Source organism: Sediminicoccus sp. BL-A-41-H5, assembly GCF_050632405.1.
GTDB lineage: Bacteria > Pseudomonadota > Alphaproteobacteria > Acetobacterales > Acetobacteraceae > Roseococcus.
Genome location: NZ_CP192601.1, coordinates 3,187,568 through 3,205,693 on the forward strand (window position 1 = coordinate 3,187,568; position 18,126 = coordinate 3,205,693).

The following is an 18,126-nucleotide window of genomic DNA, read 5'->3' on the forward strand; positions in this document are numbered from 1 at the left end:
CTCACCCGCTCAGATCTGGCCTGGCGAGAGCGTGTTGCAGCCGCTGCGGCCGCGCAGGCGGTCGCAGGCCTGCTGGGCGCTGGCCTGGGTGAGGCCGGTGACGCGGGCACGGAACAGCGTGCCACGGCCGACCTGGACCGGCGTCACCTGCACGCGGCCGCCGACGCTGGCCTGGGCCGCCTGCGCCGCCTGGCGCGCCAGCTCGGGCGAGCTGAAGGCGCCGACCTGAACGCCCCAGCCGCCCGGCGAGGCGGGCGCGGGTGCGGCGGGCCGGAAGCCCGCCGGGAGCGTCCCGGCCTGGGCCGTACTGATCAGGCCGAAGGCGCGCTGGGGCTGGGCCAGGGGCTGCGCGGCCACGGGCGGGCGGCTGGTGAGCTGCATGGGCGCGGGCTCGCGCCGCGTGCCGATCTCCGCCATGCGGGCCGCGCCCTCCGGCGTCGAGCCATCCGGGATTGGGTCCATGCGGGCCACGATGATGCGGCCATCCGCGATGACTTCGCCCTCGGGCTGGCTCGCGCGGGCGGCACTCTCCGCGAGGCGGGCGGCGCCCTCGGGGGTCGAGCCATCGGGGATGGGCTCCATCGCCACCACCCCGCCGCGGCCGAGCGAGGAGGTGGCTACGGGCGCCGGAGCGGCGGCGGCCATGCGCACCGGCGCGGCGCTGGGCTCGGCCGGCGGCAGGCTCGCGAATTGCGCGTTCTGCTCGCGGATGGCGCGCTGCTCGGCCAGCGCCGTGCGGGTCGCGGAATCCATCCGGCGGGGCCCTGGCGGCACGTTCAGCGGGATGTCGCCGGCGGCGTAGACCTCGGCCGGGGCGCGGCGGACCGGGCTGCTGGTGATCACGCGCGGTCCGACGCGGGCGACATAGTTGCGCGTCTCGGCCGGCAGGCCCTGGTTGGCGTAGAGATAGTTCTCCAGGCGGCGCGGGCCGGCATTATAGGCGGCCAGGAAGGCGGGCGAGCCGTAGAGCTCGTACATCTGCCGGATATAGGCGGTGCCGGCCATCAGGTTGTCGTAGGGGTGGTAGGGGTCGTCGCCCAGGTCGTGGCGGCGCTGCAATTCGCGGTAGGTGCCGGGCATCACCTGCATCAGGCCCATCGCGCCGACCGGCGAGGTGGCGCCGGCGCGGCCGCCGGATTCCTGGCGCATCACCTCGCGGATCCAGCGCTCGGGCACGTCGAAGCGGCGGGAGGCCTCGCGGATCCAGGGGCCCCAGGGGTCGCTGGGCGGGCCGGGCGGGTCATAGCTGCCGCGCGTGACGCTGGCCGAGCGCGTGGGCGCGCTGGGCGTCTGCGCGCAGGCCGCCAGAAGGCAGAGGACCGAGATCGCGGCCAGGGGCCGGCTCAACGCCTTGCTGCGCCCCAAAAACGAGTGGGCCATCCTGTGGAAACTCCCCCTTGCTTCACCGCTGGTCAGATGTCCCGAACCACCCCCATGGCGCGGAACGCAGCAGCGAATGTCCCTGCGGCAAGACGACCGGGGACGGGGGACTCATAACGCCAGGCCCTTCCTCAAATCAAGCAAAGACGACATTCCTGTGGCAGGCACCAAGATCGTATGGATATTGCGGGAATGATTCTGGCCGTGATTCAGCCCTTGATTCGGACCGCCCCGGTGATTTCGCCCCCGCCCTGCATGCTCTACAAGGGGAGGCATGCGACACCTGCCACGGCTCCTGCTCCTCCCCCTTGGCCTCCTGCTGGCCGGCTGTGGCGGCGCGACGCCGGAGGCCGCCGCACCCACCGTCGAGGGGGTGGCGGAGCCCGCCTTCGAGCGCGGCACCATCCTGGGCCTGCGCCCCATCCCGGCCAGCGCGCCGGGTGAGCCCCGCCTGCGCCTGGTCTCGCAGGTGGTGGGCGCCGCGCGTGGGGCCGGCAGCCCGGAGGCCAATGCGGTGGAAGTCGTCGTGCGCCTTGAACGCGGCAACCGCGATGTCACGCTGATCCAGCCCGCCGAGCCCTGGCTGCGCGCCGGGGCGCGCGTGCGACTGACGCCGGGCCCGCGCCCCGTCCTGGCACGAGACCTCTCAGGGGCCTAGCCTTCCGCCCGCATCCGCCGCGCCAGGTTCTCCCCGATCATCACGCAGGTGAAGTGCAGGTTGGCCCGGCAGTCGCTCGGCATGATCGAGGCATCGGCCACGCGCAGGCCCGTGACGCCGCGCACGCAGAGATCCGGGTCCACCACGCCGCGCGGGTCCTCATGGGCGGTCATGCGGCAGGTGCCGGCGGCGTGCTGGATGTCGCCCGCCTCGGCCAGCATGATCGCGTCCAACTCGTCATCGGGCAGGGCGGCGGCCTCGGGCATGGAAAGGCCGGTCTCGCCGAAGGTGATGCGCGCCGCCAGGCGCGCGAGCTGGTCGCGCGCGGTGAGGCGCGCGAGGCGCCGCACACCGTCGCGCAGGCGCAGCCGGTCCCGCGCATCGGCCAGCATGTTCTCATCCACCGCGGGCTGCGCCTCGGGGTCGGCGGAGGTGAGGCGCAGTTCGCCGCGCGAGAAGGCGTCGTAGAGCGCGACGCCCACCGCCCCGCCCGGCGCGGGCTCCGTGCCCTCGCCCAGGCCGCGGTGGTTGTAGGCGATCATGATCATGTCGCGCTCGCCGCCGCCGGCGAGGCGGCTGGAATAGGTCAGGCAGCAATTGGTGTGGCGCGCATCGGCGCCCTGGGCGCGGAATTCGGGCCTGAGCGCCAGGGTGGCGCGCAGGATCGGGTGGTCCATCAGGTTGCGGCCGACATGCGGCAGGTCGTGCCGGACGGCGATGCCGAGCGCGCCCAGCGCATCGGCCGGGCCGAGGCCCGAGCGCATCAGGATGGCCGGGCTGTGGATGGCGCCGGCGCACAGTACGATCTCGCGCCCTGCGATCTCCTCCCACGCATCGCCGAAGCGCACGCGGACCGCCCGCGCGCGGTTTCCCTCGAAGAGCACGCGGTCCACCAGCGCGCCGCCGCGGATGGTGAGGTTGGGGCGGCCACGGGCGGGTTCCAGATAGCCGTCATTGGTGGTGACGCGCAGACCGCCTCTCAGGTTGATCGGGTTGCAGGAAATGCCCTCGCCGTCCGGCGCGTTCAGGTCGGGCTTCCAGGGATAGCCCTCGGCCAGGGCGGCATCGCGCAGGCCGAGATCCACCGCACCCCATTGCGCGACCGGCATGCGGAAGACCGGCAGCGGGCCGCCCTGGCGGATGCCCGGCGCCACGCCCGTATCGGCGTCATCCTCGATCGCGTCATAGAGCGCCAGCACGTCCCGCGCCGACCAGCCCTCGCAGCCGGCCTCGGCCCAGGCGTCGAAGGCGGCGGGGACGCCGCGGATGGCGATCTGTGCATTGACGGCCGAGGAGCCGCCCATGGCCTTCCCGCGCCAGTAGAATTTCGGTTCCTGCGCGGCGGTGCGGCGCGTCATCAGCCCCGGCCATTGCCATTGGGCCTGATGCGCGGGGTCATGCATGAAGGGGAGGATATTGGCGCTGCGCAGCGCGTGCGGCGCCTCGGCCGGGCGCCAGTCACGCCCGGCTTCCAGCAGCAGCACGCGGCGATGGCCGTCTTCCGAGAGCCGCGCGGCCAGGGGCGCGCCGGCCGAGCCGGCGCCCACCACGATGACGTCATACACGGTTGCTACTTCTCCACGTTCCAGAAGACCGGGATGGCCGAGGGCACCAGGTTGCGCAGGTTCGCCCGGTGCAGCGCGGGCTGGGCGAATTGCCCCCAGGGCAGGGTGATGACCTCGCTGTAGATCAGCCGCTGCATCTCCTCGATCAGGCGCATGCGGGCCGCGTGGTCGGGCGCCTTGGTGAAGGCGTCGAACAGCGCCGTCAGTCGCTCGTTGCAGTGATAGCCGCTGGCGGGAATCCCTGAGCAGGTGAAGGCCACGAAGGGGTTGGTGATGGGCGATTGGAGGTCAATGCCGATGGCATGCACGCCGAACACGTGCCAGCCCTCGCGCCGCGTGCGGCGGGCCAGCAGCGAGGCCCAGTCCATCACCTGCATGTCCACGTTGAAGCCGGCCTGACGCATGCGGTTGGCCAGCACCTCGGACGAGATGCGCGCCGCCTCCAGGTCATTCGCGACCATCACGATCACCGGCTCGCCATTGTAGCTGGTGGCGCGGAGTGCCGCGCGCGCGGCCTCGATCGAGGGATCGCGCGTCACCTCGCTGCCGGCGGCGGTCTCATAGGGGCCGCCGCAGACGAAGATGGCCGCGCAGGTGCGCTGGTATTGGGAGGAGAGGCCGAAGGCCGCCATCACCTCCGCCTGGTCCACCAGGCGCAGCAGCACGCGGCGGATGGCGGGGTCGGCGAAGGGGCCGCTGGCCGCATTGGTGCGGTAATGGCCGGTGAAGGTGTCGAGGCCGGTGAAGCCCAGCACGCGCACGCGGCGATCCCGCTCCAGGCGGGGCAGCAGGTCGAAGGGGGCGTACTGCATGTAGTCCACCTCGCCCGCCTGGATGGCGTTGGCCGCGGTCAGGCCATCGGGCACCACGCGCAGCTCCAGCGCATCGATCCGAACGGGCTTGCCGCCGGCGAAGAGGTCATTGGGCTCGGGCCGCGAATTGTAGCGCGGGTTGCGGCGCAGCAGCATGCGGTCGCCGGGGCGGTGGTCCTCGCGGCGATACATGAAGGGGCCGGAGCCGATGATCTCGGTGATGCGTTCGGTGCCGGGCGTGCGGGCCAGGCGCTCGGGCAGCATGAAGGGGCCGGGCGAGGCGGCGGTGCCGAGCGTCTCCAGCACGAGGCCGTAGGGTTCCTTCAGCGTCAGCGTGAAGCTGCGCGCGTCATTCGCCTCGATGCTGGCGGTGGCGGCGAGCAGCCGCGTGCCGAGCGCGCTGCGCGGGCCCCAGCGGCGGATCGAGGCGACGCAATCGGCGGCCGTCACCGGTGTGCCGTCATGCCAGAGCAGGCCCTCGCGCAGGGTGAAGCGCCAGGTGAGCCCGTCGGGCGAGGTGGTCCAGCTCTCCACCATCTGCGGCCGCGGCGTACCCGAGCGGTCCATGCCGAAGAGCGTGTCGAAGACCATGTAGCCGAAGGTGCGGCTGATATAGGCGGTGGTGAAATGCGGATCGAGCGTGACGACCTCGGCTTCCAGCACTGCGGTCAGCGTCTGGGCGCGCGGTGATGTCGCGGGGAGCACCGCCCCGCAGAGCAGGAGGAAGGCCAGCCACCGGCCGAGGGAAGGACGCGCCATTCGGATCTCCTGCTGCGATGCAGCGGGAAGCCTAGGTGTCCCTGGCAATGCATGCCAAGGCCGGAAGGATGAAGAACCTGTCATCCGGCGTGGCACGCCGGGGTGGCGTCAGCCTTTCAGGCTGAGCATCAGCAGCGCGAAGAGCACGAGGGCCGCGCCCTGGAGCAGGACGCGGTAGCGCATGAGCTTCTGTGAGGTGGCGCCGCTCGCGCCGCGCGCCATGCCGATCAGCCCGGCGAAGAGGACGCCCAGCGTTGCCAGCATGGCGATGGCGACCAGGATGGTGAGGATGGTTTGCATCACCCCATCATGGGGCGGGCCGCGCGAAGCGCAACCGGGCCAGCGCCACCGCCCCTGCGAGCCCCGCCAGGCCGCAGAGCGCGAAGCCCAGGGAGAAGCCGCCGGTGCCCAGCACCAGGGCCGAGAACAGCGTGGGGGCCACGATCATCACGCCGGCGAAGACGAAGCCCAGCGCCGCCGTCGCGGCCCCCACCCGGCCCGGCGGGGCCACGCGCGCCACCTCGCTCAGCATCACGCCGTTCCAGCCGACGGCCGAGGCGCCCATGGCCACCGCGACCACGGCGATGATGAGGGAGGGCCAGCCGGGCCCGGCCAGTGCCAGCAGCCCACAGGCGCCGCCGATGGCCACGCCCAGCGCCAGCAGCACGGGCAGCGCGCCGATGCGGTCCGCGATCAGCGCCCAGGCGATGCGGCCCGCCACGCCGCTGCCCTGCGCAAGCGCCAGCATCAGCCCCGCCTGCTCCAGCCCCGCGCCCATCACCTGCACCTGCCAGACCACGAAGAAGGAGCCGAAGCAGAATTGCGCGATGCCGAAGCTGGAGGCGGCGAAGGTGAGCGCCCGGATGCGGGTGTCGTCGCGCAGGATGGAGAGGCTGGATTTCGCATCCTGCCAGGGGCGCAGCGGCGCCCCCCCGGGCCCCGCCCGGTCGGCGTCCAGCACGGCGCGCAGGGGTTGCAGCGCGAGGGCCAGCAGAAGTGAGAAGCCGGCCATGGCCAGCACCGCAGCCCGCCAGCCATGGCTGATGGCGAGGATGGGCGCCACGGCCGCCACCATCATGGCCCCCGCCGGCACGCCGCATTGCTTGAGGCCGAAGACCAGGCTGCGGATGCGCGCCGGCGTGCGCGGCGCCAGCAGATGGCTGCCCGCCGGCGTGATCGGCCCATGGCCCAGACCCGCCAGCAGGGCCGAGAAGAGCAGCGCGATGGGATGCCCGATGGCGGCCAGCGCGATGCCCGCCCCCACCACCACCAGCGCCCCCTGGCAGACCCGGATGCCGCCATGCCGCTGCAGAAGCCCCTGGGTGATCGGCCCGGAAAACAGCGCCCCCGCATAGACCAGCGCGGTATGGATGCCGGCGAGGCTGGCCGAAAGCCCCGTTTCCGCCGCGATGGCCGGCGCCAGCACGGGCACCGTCAGGAAGGCGCCCATCCCCGCCATATGGGTGCCCAGAAGGGCCAGCATGATGAGCCAGATGGAGGGCGAAGTGCGCATGAATTCCAGCATGCTGCATGCTGCGTTGCGGCAACGCAACTTGACCCCGGGGGAATGTGCGGGGAAAGCAGGCGCCATGCTGCTTCGCGCCCTTCCTCTCCTGCTGCTTCTGCTCGCGCCCCTGGCGCAGGCCCAGACGGCCGCGCCCGCTGCCCCACGCCCCGCCGCCGCGCAGACTCCGGCCCCAGCACCGGCGGCCACGCCCCCGGCCGCCGCCACGCCGGCCACCCCGCCCGCCGCCGCCGCGCCTGCTGCCGCGGCCCCCACACCCCCGGCCGCGCCACCGCCCGAACTCGCCGCCCTGCTCGACATCCTGCGGGATGAGGCCCGCCGCGGCGCGCTGATCCGCGCACTGGAGGCCACGACCGGCGCCCCCGCCGCGCCCGAGGCCGCCGCGCCCACGCCGGAGGAGGTGATCTCCGCCCCGGCAGACATCGTCGTCGGCATCGCCAGCCGCATCGGCCAGTTCCTGATCCACGCCTGGGCCACGCTCTCCGCCGCCGCCGAGCTGGGCCTGATCCGCGACTGGTTCGAGCGGCTGGCGACGGATGAGCGGCTGCAGGGCCAGGTCTGGGCGCTGACCTGGAAGCTCGCCCTTGTCCTGCTCGCCGGCATGGCGACGGAGCGGGGGCTGCGCTGGCTGATGCGCCGGCCCAATGCCTGGCTGGAAAGCCGCGGGATGGCGGTGCAGGGGCGGATGCAGGGCCTGCGCCGCCTGCCCTACATGCTCGGCCATCTGGGGCTCGACCTCGTGCCCATCCTGGGCTTCGGCGCGGCCGCGCTGGCCATCATCGGCACCTTCGCCATCTGGCCCTCGAACCGCCTGGTGATGGAGGCCGTCACCTTCGCCTACATGGCGGCGCGCGCGGTCATGGCGGCCGGCCGGCTGGTCTTCGCGCCGGGCCTGACGCGGCTGAGGCTGATCCGCTGCGACGACGAGACGGCGGCCTATGCCACGCTCTGGATCCGTCGCCTCGCGCTCACCGGCGTTACCTTCTACGCGACGGCCGAGGTGGCGATGCTCTTCGGCCTGCCGCAGGGCGCCTATGAGAGCATCTGGCGCCTCGGCCTGCTGGTCCTCTCGCTGCTGGTCGCGCAGATCGTGCTGCAGAACCGCGCCGCCGTCGCGGCCCTGCTGGACGCGCCCGACCTCGCCGCGGGCGATGTGCCGACGCGCAGCCGCGCCTTCATGCGCGCCGCCCGCTCCCGCCTGGCAGAGGCCTGGCATATCGTTGTCATCCTCTGGCTGCTGGCGGCCTGGACCGTCTGGGCGCTCGAGATCGAGCGTGGCTTCGAGCGCCTGGCCGAGGCCTCGGTCGCCACCATCGCCATCATCATCGGCGCCAAGCTGCTGGACGAGGGCATGCGCCGTTTGCTGGACCGGCTCTTCCGCATCAGCGCGGACCTCTCCACCCGCTATCCGGGGCTGGAGGAGCGGGCCAACCGCTATCTCCCCGCCCTGCGCACGCTGATTTCGGCGGTGATCACCGCCGTCGGCCTCGTGCTGCTGCTGGAGGTCTGGGGCCTGAACTCCCTCTCCTGGTTCGGCAGCGGGCGCTGGGGGGGGCGGCTCATTTCGGGCATCACCGGCATCGGCATCACGCTCATCGTCGCGCTGGTGATCTGGGAGGGGGCGAATGCCTGGATCCAGCGCTACCTCGCGCGGCTGCCCAAGGATGGCTCGGCCGCGCGCTCGGCCCGGGTGCGGACGCTGCTGCCCATGCTGCGCACGGCGCTCGGCGCCCTGCTGCTGGTCATCGTGGGCCTGACGCTGCTGACCGAGATCGGCATCAACGTCGCCCCCCTGCTGGCTGGCGCCGGCGTGCTCGGCCTCGCCGTCGGCTTCGGCAGCCAGACGCTGGTGCGCGACGTCATCACCGGCATCTTCCTGCTGCTGGAGGATGCGGTGGCGGTGGGCGATACCATCACGGTGGGAGGTCTCTCGGGCACGGTGGAGGAACTCTCCATCCGCTCCATCCGGCTGCGCGCGGTGGATGGCTCGGTCCACATCGTTCCCTTCAGCGCGGTGACGACGGTGACGAACCAGACGCGCGACTTCGGCTATGCCGTGCTCGACCTCGCGCTGGACTACACGGCCGACACGGATGCCGCCGTGATGATGCTGCGTCAGGTGGGCGAGAGCATGCGCGAGGACGAGGCCTGGGCGCCGCAATTGCTCGCGCCGCTCGAAGTGCTGGGCGTGGACAAGATGACCGATGCCGGCGTGATCCTGCGCGCGCGGGTGATGACGCCGCCGGCCCGCCGCTGGGCGGTGGGGCGCGAGCTCAACCGCCGCGTGAAGCAGCATTGCGACGCCGCGGGCATTCCGCTCTACGCCGCAATGAAGGCGGCGGCCCAGCCCGTCACGCCAGCCGCGACAGCCAGATGACGGCGACCCCGCCCAGGATGGCCAGCAGGTAGCTGCGCGTGCCGATCATGACGCCGGTGACGCAGGCCGCCGCCAGCAGGCTCGGCCAGCCGCCCGTGACGAGCGCGGGTGTGACGAAGGCCACGAAGATGCAGCCGGGCATGTGCCCCAGCATGGACATGACGAAGGGCGGCGGGCGGGAGGCGCGCAGCAGCGCATAGCCGCCCGCGCGCAGCAGGTAGGTGGCGAGCGCCATGCCGAGGATGGCCAGCAGCACGTCCCAACGGAGCGACATGGACCGGGGGCTCCTGAAACTCGGCCCCCGCTTCTGCCCGGCTTCGGCGCGGTTGTGAACCCGTCACGCCTTCGCGCACCCCCATTGCCGGATCGCGCGTGACCCGCGACCATCGGCCCGGCAAGATGAAGGGGGAAGCCGATGGGCTATGTGATCCTGGGCTGGGATGGCGAGGATGCGGAGGCGCCGGCCCGCCGCGCCGCCGTGCGCGACCGCCACCTGGAGGTGATCACCCGCTGGGTCGCGGCCGGGCGGCTGCACCTGGCCGTGCCGCTCTTCCGCGCGGATGGCACGGCCGCGGGCTCCATCATGATCCTGAACGACGAGGATGAGGTGGGGGCGCGCGAATACCTGATGGAGGAGCCCTTCGCGCGCGACGGCGTCTGGCTCAGCTACCAGATGCGGCCCTATCGCATCGCGCCGATGCACTACCAGCCGCTGCCGTCCGGCCCCATGCCGAGTGCGATGACGCATTGCGTCGTCATCGCCGAGGATGCGGAGGACAGTGTGGAAAAGCGCCTCGCCGTGCGGCAGCCGCATATGGAGCGCGTGATGCGCTTCGCCGAGGATGGCACGCTGGCCTGCGGCGGTGCGCTGTTGGGGCCCAAGGGCGAGATGGTGGGCTCCATCGCCATCACGCGCCACCCGACCGAGGAAGCGGCGCGGGCCTGGTGGGCCGAGGACCCCTATGTGACGGCCGGCGTCTGGCAGCGCATGCGCTTCTTCCCGACGCGCTTCGCGCCGCTGCCCTACAAGCCGCTGCCGCGCCCGGAATGAGCCGGCTGATCGAATACGCGGACGCCGCACCCGAGGCGCGCGCCGTCTTCGACGACATCAAGGCCACGCGCGGCGTGCCGGACGTCAACAATTTCTGGAAGGCGCTGGCCGTGCATCCGCCGACGCTGGCGCGGGTCTGGGCCAATCTGAAGCAGGTGATGGCGCCGGGCGCGCTCGATCCTCTCACCAAGGAGATGCTCTACCTCGCGGTGAGCGCCACGGCCGGCTGCAACTACTGCGTGGCGTCCCACACCGCGGCAGCGCGGGCCAAGGGCATGGATGACGCCATGCATGGCGAATTGCTGGCCGTGATCGCCATGGCGGCCGAGACCAACCGCCTGGCGGAGGCCCTGCGGGTGCCGGTGGATCCGCAATTCCAGTGAATGCCACGCTCGCCGGAATCGGCGCGCTGCTGCTCTGGGCCTTCCTGGCCCTGCTCTCACGCCTCGCGGCCGGGGTGCCGCCGCTGCAGCTGACCGCAATGAGCTTCGCCGTCGCGGCGGCGCTGGGCCTCGCTGTCGTCGCCGCGCGGGGCGAACTGGGTGCGCTGCGGCAGGGGCCGCTCGCCTGGGCCCATGGTGTGGGCGGCCTCTTCGGCTATCACGCGCTGTATTTCGCGGCCCTGGCCTATGCGCCGGCGGTGGAGGCCAATCTGCTGAACTATCTCTGGCCGCTGCTGATCGTGCTGCTTTCGGCCCCCATCCTCGGGCTGCGGCTTGGGCCGCGCCGGCTGCTGGGCGTCGGGCTCGGCTTCCTGGGTTGCGCCCTTCTGCTGGGCGGCGGCGCGCGCTTCCCGGCCGAGGCCTGGTTCGGCTTCCTCTGCGCCATCGGATGCGCCTTCGTCTGGGCGCTCTACTCCGTCACGGCGCGGCGGCTGGATCGCGTGCCGACGGGCGCGGTGGCGGGCTTCTGCGGCGGTTCGGCGGTGCTGGCGCTGGTCGCGCACCTTGTCTTCGAGCCGAGCGTGATGCCCGATGCGCGGCAGGCGCTGGCGGTGCTGCTGCTGGGCCTCGGCCCGGTGGGGGCGGCCTTCTTCCTCTGGGATCTCGGCATGAAGCGCGGCGACCCGCGCCTGCTCGGCACGCTGGCCTATGGCGTGCCGGTGGCTTCCACGCTGCTGCTGATCACGGCGGGGGCGGGGGCGTTCACGTGGAATGTGGGCCTCGCCCTGGCGCTGGTCGCGGGCGGCGGCTGGCTGGCCGCCACCGCCCGCTAGCTCGAGAGGGCGTTACGCCCCCTCGCAGCCCTTCTCGCGCAGGCTCTGCACCACCCAGTCGCGCGGCCACTTGCACGCCTGGATGTCCTGCTCGGCCTTGATCTCCTTGGCCTGATGCGCCTCGGCCGCAGCGATCACCGCCTCGGCCTCTGCCATCGGCACCACCACCACGCCATCCTCGTCGCAGCAGATCAGGTCGCCCGGCATCACCACCTGGCCGCCGCAGGAGATGGGAGTGCCGATCTCGCCCGGGCCTTCCTTCCAGGGGCCGGCCGGCGTGTGGCCGCGCGCCCAGACGCCGAGGTCCATCTTCGCCAGCGACGCCACGTCGCGCACCGCACCGTCCAGCACCACGCCGGCCACGCCGCGCTTCGTCGCATGGCCCAGCATGAGGTCGCCCATCAGCGCCACCGAGAGGTCGCCATTGCCGTCGCAGACGATGATGTCGCCCGGGTTCGCCATGTCCACCGCGCGATGCAGCATCAGGTTGTCGCCCGAGCGCGCCTTCACGGTGAAGGCCGGGCCCACCAGGCGCTTGCGCCCGCCATAGGAATGGAAGGTGCCGCTCAACGACTGCAGGCGGTTCATCACATCGCCGATATTGGCGGCGGGCACCTTGGCCGCGCGCTCGATGATGGCGGGCGCCACGCGCGCGGTGATGGGGCGGACACGAAAGCCGATGGTCATGGAATCCTCCTCGATTCGCGCCATGCCACCACGTGAGGCGCGATCGGGGAAGCCCGCTGCTTAACATCCGTTTGAAGACGATTCGCGGATGTTTGCGCGTCAGCCGCGAGACATGCGCGCGGCGCGGGGGTCATGGAAGATTCACGTGCAACCCACGGCTTTCCCACCCATTCCGCCCGCATGCACAGAACGGGACACCCCTGATGCCGCCACGCGACCAGAAGATCCGGGTCCGCAGCGTCTTCGTCTCGGACATCCATCTCGGCACGCGGGGCGCGCGGTCCGACATGCTGCTGGACTTCCTCGACCGCGTCGAATGCGAGCACCTCTACCTCGTGGGCGACGTGATCGACGGCTGGCGCCTGCGCAAGACCTGGTATTGGCATGCCGAATTCGATGCGGTGATGCGCGCCGTGCTCGACCTGGCCCAGCGCGGCACCGCCGTCACCTACATTCCCGGCAATCATGACGAGATGTTCCGCGAATGGCTTGGCCTCGAGATCGCGGGGGTCAAGCTCCGGCGCGAAGCGGTGCATGAGGGCGCGGATGGCCGCCAATTCCTGGTCATCCATGGCGACGAGTTCGACGGCGTGATCCGCTACGCCAAGTTCCTCGCCTATCTGGGGGACTGGGCCTATGACACCGCGCTGGTGCTGAACCGCTGGTTCAACCTCGCCCGCCGCAAGCTCGGCTACCCCTACTGGTCGCTGTCGCAATGGCTGAAACGCCAGGTGAAGGAGGCGGTGAAGGCGATCGACCGCTTCGAGGTGGCACTCGCCGGCGAGGCGCGGCGGCGCGGGCTGGATGGCGTGATCTGCGGCCATATCCATCACGCCGAGATGCGCCTGGTGAACGGCGTCATGTACATGAATGACGGCGACTGGGTGGAAAGCTGCACCGCGCTGGTCGAGCATGCCGATGGCCGCTTCGAACTGCTGGACTGGGCCGCGATGCAACGCGCGCCGAAGCGCCTGCCCGTGGCGCAGACCGCCTGATGCGTCTCGTCATCGTCACCGATGCCTGGCGGCCGCAGATCAACGGCGTGGTGCGCACGCTGGAGCGGATTTCCGCGGAACTGGCGGCGCAAGGCGACACGGTGGAGGTGATCGGCCCTGACCGTTTCCGCAATGTCGCGATGCCCGGCTATGCCGAGATCCGCCTCGCCGTCATGCCACGCGCGCGGTTGGCCCGCCTGCTGGACGAACTCCGTCCCGATGCCCTGCATGTGGCGACGGAGGGCCCGCTGGGGCTCGCCGCGCGCGCGATCTCAATCCAGCGCGGCTGGCGCTTCACGACGAGCTTCCACACGCGCTTCGCCGAGTATCTGAGCGCGCGCACCCCGATCCCGGAGCGTGCCACCTGGGCGCTGCTGCGCCGCTTCCACAATGCCGGCGCTGGCACGCTGGCGGCGACGCCCACCCTGCGGGACGAACTCGCCCGCCGCGGTTTCCGCCGCATCCTGCCCTGGACGCGCGGCGTGGACCTCGAGCTGTTCCGGCCGGGCGCGCAGGATGCCTGGGAGGGGCTGCCGCGCCCCGTGTTTCTCTATGCCGGGCGCGTCGCGGTGGAGAAGAACATCGCCGCCTTCCTCGATCTCGAACTGCCCGGCAGCAAGGTGGTGGTGGGCGACGGCCCGCAGCGCGCCGCCCTGCAATCCCGCCACCCTTCCGTGCATTTTGCCGGCTGGCGCGAGGGCGCGGCCCTGGCCCGCGCCTATCGCGGCGCCGATGTCATGGTCTTCCCCTCCCGCACCGACACCTTCGGCCTCGTGCTGCTGGAGGCGATGGCCAGCGGCACGCCCGTCGCCGCTTTCCCGGTGATGGGGCCGCGTGACGTCGTGGGCGCGGGCGGCGTGCTGGACGAGGATCTGCGCCGCGCCTGTCTCGCCGCGCTGGAGGTGCCGCGCGACCACGCGCGGGCGGAGGCCGAGCGCTTTTCCTGGCCCGCCAGCGCCCAGGCCTTCCGGGAGAGCCTGGCCACGCTCTGACCGGCCCGGACTTGCCTCCCGCGCGCCGGCATGCGAGGCGCGCAAGATATGTTCGAGAATGACGCATGCTGCGCCGGCTGACGCGCCATCCGGCCTTCCAGGCCTTCGCCGCGAATCTGCTGGGCCTCTACCTCGCGCTGGTCTACCGGACCACGCGCTGGCAGCTCATCGGCGGCGAGGCGATCGACGCCGCCTTTGCCCGGCACGGCAATGTCGTCGCGGCCTTCTGGCATGAGAACCTGCCCTCCATGCCGCATCTCTGGCGCACCGGGAAGGCGCGGGCGGGCATTCCCTCGGCGCATGTGCTGGTCTCCCGCCATCGCGACGGGCGGCTGATCGGCGATGTGGTGAAGCGCTTCGAGCTGAACATGATTCATGCTTCCACATCCAAGGGCGGCGCAGTGGGCATGCTGGCCATGGCGCGGCTGATCCGCACCGGGGCGATGATGGTGATCACGCCCGATGGCCCGCGCGGCCCGCGCCGCCAGCCCGCGCCGGGCGTGGCGCAGATCGCGGGGTTCAGCGGCAAGCCAGTGCTGCCTTGTGCGGGCCGCTTCGCCTGGGCCGTGGGCCTCAAGACCTGGGACCGGATGGAGTTCCCGCTCCCCTTCGGCCGCGGCGTGATCGTGGCGGGCCCCGCCATCCCCGTCCCGCGCGAGGCGCCGGAGACGGCGCTGCCCGCCATCGCGGCCGCGCTGGACGCCGCCTGCGACGCCGCCGATGCGGCGCTGGGCAAGCCGCGGCGGTGAGCGGCGCCTGGCACATCGCGGCCAGCCTCGCCGCCCCAGCCTTGCGCTGGAACCTCCGCCGCCGGATCGGCCAGGGCAAGGAGGAGGCGGCGCGCCTGCCGGAGCGCGAGGGCCATGGCGCCGCGCGGCCGGAGGGGTGCCTGATCTGGCTGCATGCGGCGAGCGTGGGCGAGAGCCTCTCCATCCTGCCGCTGATCGAGGCGCTGGCGCAGCGCGATCCTGCGCTCAACATCCTTGTCACCACCGGCACCGTCACCTCGGCCCGGCTGCTGCCGCAGCGGCTTCATCCGGCGCTGGCCGGGCGTGTCACGCATCGCTACGCGCCGCTCGACGTGCCGGAATGGGTGGCGCGCTTCCTCGAGGGCTGGCGGCCCGATGCGGCGGGTTTCGTGGAGAGTGAGCTCTGGCCCAACACGCTGGCGGCGACCCATGCGCGGGGCATTCCCCTGGCCCTGCTGAACGCCCGCATCTCGGCCCGCACCGCCGCGCGCTGGGGGCGCTGGGCGCCGGGCTTCGCGCGGGAATTGCTTGGCCGCTTCCAGCTCATCATGCCGCGCTCGGCCGAGGATGCCGCGCGCCTGCTGGCGCTGGGCGTGCGCGATCTCGCCCCGGCGGGCGACCTCAAGCTCGCCGCGCCCCCGCTCCCGGCGGATGACGCCGCGCTGGCCGCGCTGCGCGGCGCCATTGGCGGCCGGCCCGTCCTGCTCGCCGCCAGCACCCATCCGGGCGAGGAGGCGCAGGTGCTGCAAGCCGCCGAGGCGCTGCGGGCTGCGCGGCCCGACCTGCTGACCATCCTTGCCCCCCGCCACCCGCATCGCGGCAAGGAACTCGGGCCCTGGCCGCGCCGCGCCGAGGGCGCGCTGCCCGGGGCCGGGCCGGTCTATGTGGCGGATACGATGGGCGAGCTCGGGCTGCTGTACCGCGTGGCGCATGTGGCCTTCATCGGCGGCAGTCTGGTGCCGCATGGCGGGCAGAATCCCCTGGAGGCCGCGCGTCTGGGCTGCCCCATGGTGTTTGGCCCGCACATGCAGAACTTCACCGAGGCGGTTGGGGGGCTGCTGGCGGCGGGGGGCGCCCGCCAGGTGCCGGATTCCGCCGCGCTGGCGGCGACCGTTGCGGATATGCTAACCCAAGGGGAAGCGACGGCCGCCATGGCGCGCGCCGCCGGGGAATGGGTTGCCGCCAATGCCGCGCTGCCGGGCCGGATGGCGGAGGCGCTGCTGGGCCTGCTGGGCAAGGCGGGCCGGGTTTAAGGAAGGGTTGGGAAGATCAGCATTCGAGCGCCCGATTTCTGGGGTCGCCGCGGGGGAATCGCGCCCTTGCTGCTTTCGCCCGTGGCCGCCATCTACGCGGCCGCGACGGCGCGCCGCATGAGCCGCCCCGGCTGGCAGGCGCCGGTTCCCGTCATCTGCTGCGGCGGTGCGACGGCGGGCGGTGCGGGCAAGACCACGCTTGCCATGGATATCGGCAGCCGCATCCAGGCGCGCGGCACGCCGGCGCATTTCCTGCTGCGCGGCTATGGCGGCTCGGTGAAGGGGCCGGTGCAGGTCGAGCCCGGGCGCCACGGGAGCGAGGCGGTGGGCGATGAGGCGCTGCTGCTGGCCGCCCTCGCCCCCACCTGGGTCAGCGCCGACCGTGCGGCGGGGGCGAAGCTCGCCGTGGAAGGCGGCGCGGGCGCCATCGTCATGGATGACGGGCTGCAGAACCCGACGCTGGCCAAGACGCTCTCCCTGCTGACGATCGATGGCGGCTACGGCTTCGGCAATGGCCACGTGATCCCGGCCGGCCCGCTGCGCGAAAGCGTCGCCGCCGCCGCCGCGCGCTGCGACGCCGCCGTGCTGATCGGCCCGGACGAGACCGGCGCGCTGGAACTGCTGCCCGATACCCTGCCCGTGCTGCGCGGCGACCTCGTTTCCGGCGCCGAGATGGCGGAGTTGGCGGGGGAGAACGTCTTTGCCTTCTGCGGCATCGCGAGCCCGAGGAAGTTCTTCAACACGCTGCGCCAGGGCGGCGCCGTGGTGGCGGGCACCGAGAGCTTCGCCGACCACTACCCCTTCGATGCGGGCGACCTGAAATCCCTGCTGGACCAGGCCGAGCGGCTGGGCGCCATTCCCGTCACCACCCGCAAGGATTGGGTGCGGATTCCGCCCGAATTCCAGGGCCGCGTGCGCGTGGTCAGCGTGACGCTGCGCTGGGATGATCCGTCGCAGATCGAGGCGCTGCTGGACCAGGCGCTGGCGGCGGCCTGAGCGCGAGGGCGAAGGCCAGGGCGCAAAGCCCCGCCATGGCGAGAAAGGCAAGGCCACCCGCCGCGCCATAAAGCCAGCCGCTGCCCCACATGAGCCCGCCCGTGCTGGCCGAGACGGCCGAGGCCAGCAGCGTCTGCGCCCGGCCCGAGAGCCCCGCCGGCAGCGCCATCAGCGCCCGCATGGCCGCGAGATGCATGGCGCCGAAGGTGAGGCCGTGCAGCAGGTTCACCCCCAACAGCGCCGCCGGCTCTACGGTGAAGCCCGTGACCGTCCAGCGCAGAACCCCCGCACCCGCCGCCAGCAGGGCCAGGCCCCGCACGCCCAGGCGCTCCACCACCGGCCGCCCGGTGAGGAAGAGCACGATCTCGGCCAGCACACCCAGCGCCCAGAGCAGGCCGATGAAGCCGGTGCTGAGCCCCGCCTCCTGCCAATGCAGCGTGGAGAAGCCGTAATAGACGGCGTGGCTGCCCTGGATGAGGGCCGCCAGAGGCAGCACCCAGCGGAAGCCAGTCTCGGTCAGCGGCGCCCAGAGGGAGGGGGAGGGCGCCTTTTCCCCCTCGCGCCCCGGCGGGGCGGGCAGGCGGAGTGCGGCCCAGGCCGTCACCAGCAGTCCGGCTGCCAGCATCCAGGTGGCGATGCGCGGCCCCGCCCATTCGGCGGCCAGGCCCGCAGCCAGCGCGCCGATCATGAAGGTGATGGAGCCCACCGAGCGCACCCGCGCATAGTCGAACCCGCCGCGCCGCACGGCGCCGACCGCCAGCGCGTCCGAGAGCGGCACGATGGGCGCGGCGGCGATGCTGTGCAGCACCTGCACCGCGAGCAGCAGCGCCAGGCCCGCGGCGAGGCCGAAACCGAGCGCGGCGGCGGCGGCCAGCAGCGCAGCCACCGCCAGCAGGCGGCGCATGTCGGGCACCGCATCCGCCAGCCGCCCGCTCAGCGGCGCCGCCACCAGCCGCACCAGCGAGCCCGCGGCCAGCACGGCGCCCACCTCGCCCGCGGTGAGCCCGCCCTCGGCCAGGATGGCGGGCAGGAAGGGCATCATGGCGCCGAAGGCGGCGAATTGCGCGCCGAAAACCAGGGCGAAGCTTTGCGCGGGGGTCACGCCCGGCAA

General features: G+C 72.4%; 18 protein-coding genes. 10 read left to right on the forward strand and 8 right to left on the reverse strand.

Going from position 1 to position 18,126, the window contains the following annotated elements:
* Positions 1-9: 9 nt before the first annotated feature.
* Positions 10-1,347, reverse strand: a complete 1,338-nt coding sequence (locus tag ACQ860_RS15640) for a transglycosylase SLT domain-containing protein (RefSeq protein ID WP_431304266.1) — start codon at positions 1,345-1,347, stop codon at positions 10-12.
* 307 nt (positions 1,348-1,654) lie between these two features.
* Here ACQ860_RS15640 and ACQ860_RS15645 point away from each other — a divergent pair, with 307 nt between their 5' ends.
* Positions 1,655-2,038 (forward strand): hypothetical protein, encoded by a 384-nt coding sequence (locus ACQ860_RS15645; protein ID WP_431304267.1) that lies wholly within the window; start codon positions 1,655-1,657, stop codon positions 2,036-2,038.
* Here ACQ860_RS15645 and ACQ860_RS15650 read toward each other — a convergent pair.
* The 4 genes from ACQ860_RS15650 to ACQ860_RS15665 all read right to left on the reverse strand — a co-directional run bounded on the left by ACQ860_RS15650 (position 2,035) and on the right by ACQ860_RS15665 (position 6,687).
* Positions 2,035-3,603 carry a GMC family oxidoreductase gene (locus tag ACQ860_RS15650; RefSeq protein WP_431304268.1) on the reverse strand — a complete coding sequence of 523 codons (1,569 nt, stop codon included), beginning with the start codon at positions 3,601-3,603 and terminating at the stop codon, positions 2,035-2,037. The genes ACQ860_RS15645 and ACQ860_RS15650 overlap by 4 nt on opposite strands.
* Before the next feature lie 5 nt (positions 3,604-3,608).
* A complete protein-coding gene (locus tag ACQ860_RS15655; RefSeq protein WP_431304269.1) occupies positions 3,609-5,174 on the reverse strand; it encodes an ABC transporter substrate-binding protein in 1,566 nt (521 codons plus the stop codon).
* Between the two features lie 108 nt (positions 5,175-5,282).
* The gene (locus ACQ860_RS15660; RefSeq protein ID WP_431304270.1) at positions 5,283-5,474 is read right to left on the reverse strand and encodes a twin transmembrane helix small protein; all 192 of its coding nucleotides are present in this window, start codon (positions 5,472-5,474) and stop codon (positions 5,283-5,285) included.
* A 7-nt stretch (positions 5,475-5,481) separates the two neighbouring features.
* Positions 5,482-6,687 carry an MFS transporter gene (locus ACQ860_RS15665; protein WP_431304271.1) on the reverse strand — a complete coding sequence of 402 codons (1,206 nt, stop codon included), beginning with the start codon at positions 6,685-6,687 and terminating at the stop codon, positions 5,482-5,484.
* A gap of 76 nt (positions 6,688-6,763) precedes the next feature.
* On the opposite strand from ACQ860_RS15665, the gene ACQ860_RS15670 reads away from it, so the two are divergent.
* A complete protein-coding gene (locus tag ACQ860_RS15670) occupies positions 6,764-9,076 on the forward strand; it encodes a mechanosensitive ion channel domain-containing protein (protein ID WP_431304272.1) in 2,313 nt (770 codons plus the stop codon).
* Here ACQ860_RS15670 and ACQ860_RS15675 read toward each other — a convergent pair.
* Complete coding sequence (locus ACQ860_RS15675) at positions 9,051-9,350, reverse strand: AzlD family protein (protein ID WP_431304273.1); 300 nt, start codon at positions 9,348-9,350, stop codon at positions 9,051-9,053. The two genes, ACQ860_RS15670 and ACQ860_RS15675, sit on opposite strands and share 26 nt — an antisense overlap.
* Positions 9,351-9,491: 141 nt before the next feature.
* On the opposite strand from ACQ860_RS15675, the gene ACQ860_RS15680 reads away from it, so the two are divergent.
* The 3 genes from ACQ860_RS15680 to yddG are packed head-to-tail and all read left to right on the forward strand — an operon-like array spanning position 9,492 to position 11,343.
* Positions 9,492-10,127 carry a YciI family protein gene (locus tag ACQ860_RS15680; RefSeq protein WP_431304274.1) on the forward strand — a complete coding sequence of 212 codons (636 nt, stop codon included), beginning with the start codon at positions 9,492-9,494 and terminating at the stop codon, positions 10,125-10,127.
* The gene (locus ACQ860_RS15685) at positions 10,124-10,510 is read left to right on the forward strand and encodes a carboxymuconolactone decarboxylase family protein (RefSeq protein ID WP_431304275.1); all 387 of its coding nucleotides are present in this window, start codon (positions 10,124-10,126) and stop codon (positions 10,508-10,510) included. Before ACQ860_RS15680 ends, ACQ860_RS15685 begins: the two co-directional genes overlap by 4 nt.
* A complete protein-coding gene (gene yddG, locus ACQ860_RS15690; protein ID WP_431304276.1) occupies positions 10,507-11,343 on the forward strand; it encodes an aromatic amino acid exporter YddG in 837 nt (278 codons plus the stop codon). Before ACQ860_RS15685 ends, yddG begins: the two co-directional genes overlap by 4 nt.
* Before the next feature lie 12 nt (positions 11,344-11,355).
* Here the strand turns inward: yddG and ACQ860_RS15695 are convergent, their stop codons facing one another.
* Entirely contained in the window at positions 11,356-12,030 is a 675-nt protein-coding gene (locus tag ACQ860_RS15695) for an RraA family protein (protein ID WP_431304277.1), read from the reverse strand.
* Between the two features lie 203 nt (positions 12,031-12,233).
* Between ACQ860_RS15695 and ACQ860_RS15700 the strand changes: the two genes are divergently transcribed.
* The 5 genes from ACQ860_RS15700 (at position 12,234) to lpxK (ending at position 17,015) form a co-directional block, all read left to right on the forward strand.
* Positions 12,234-13,025 carry a UDP-2,3-diacylglucosamine diphosphatase gene (locus ACQ860_RS15700; RefSeq protein ID WP_431304278.1) on the forward strand — a complete coding sequence of 264 codons (792 nt, stop codon included), beginning with the start codon at positions 12,234-12,236 and terminating at the stop codon, positions 13,023-13,025.
* A complete protein-coding gene (locus ACQ860_RS15705; protein ID WP_431304279.1) occupies positions 13,025-14,017 on the forward strand; it encodes a glycosyltransferase family 4 protein in 993 nt (330 codons plus the stop codon). Before ACQ860_RS15700 ends, ACQ860_RS15705 begins: the two co-directional genes overlap by 1 nt.
* A gap of 65 nt (positions 14,018-14,082) precedes the next feature.
* Entirely contained in the window at positions 14,083-14,766 is a 684-nt protein-coding gene (locus ACQ860_RS15710; RefSeq protein WP_431304280.1) for a lysophospholipid acyltransferase family protein, read from the forward strand.
* The gene (locus tag ACQ860_RS15715) at positions 14,763-16,019 is read left to right on the forward strand and encodes a 3-deoxy-D-manno-octulosonic acid transferase (RefSeq protein ID WP_431304281.1); all 1,257 of its coding nucleotides are present in this window, start codon (positions 14,763-14,765) and stop codon (positions 16,017-16,019) included. The genes ACQ860_RS15710 and ACQ860_RS15715 overlap by 4 nt, the downstream gene beginning before the upstream one ends.
* Before the next feature lie 21 nt (positions 16,020-16,040).
* Positions 16,041-17,015, forward strand: coding sequence for a tetraacyldisaccharide 4'-kinase (gene lpxK, locus ACQ860_RS15720; protein WP_431305766.1), 975 nt, complete (start codon positions 16,041-16,043; stop codon positions 17,013-17,015).
* Here the strand turns inward: lpxK and ACQ860_RS15725 are convergent.
* On the reverse strand, positions 16,942-18,117 hold the full coding sequence (locus ACQ860_RS15725; RefSeq protein WP_431304282.1) for an MFS transporter: 1,176 nt from the start codon (positions 18,115-18,117) through the stop codon (positions 16,942-16,944). The two genes, lpxK and ACQ860_RS15725, sit on opposite strands and share 74 nt — an antisense overlap.
* Positions 18,118-18,126: the final 9 nt, after the last annotated feature.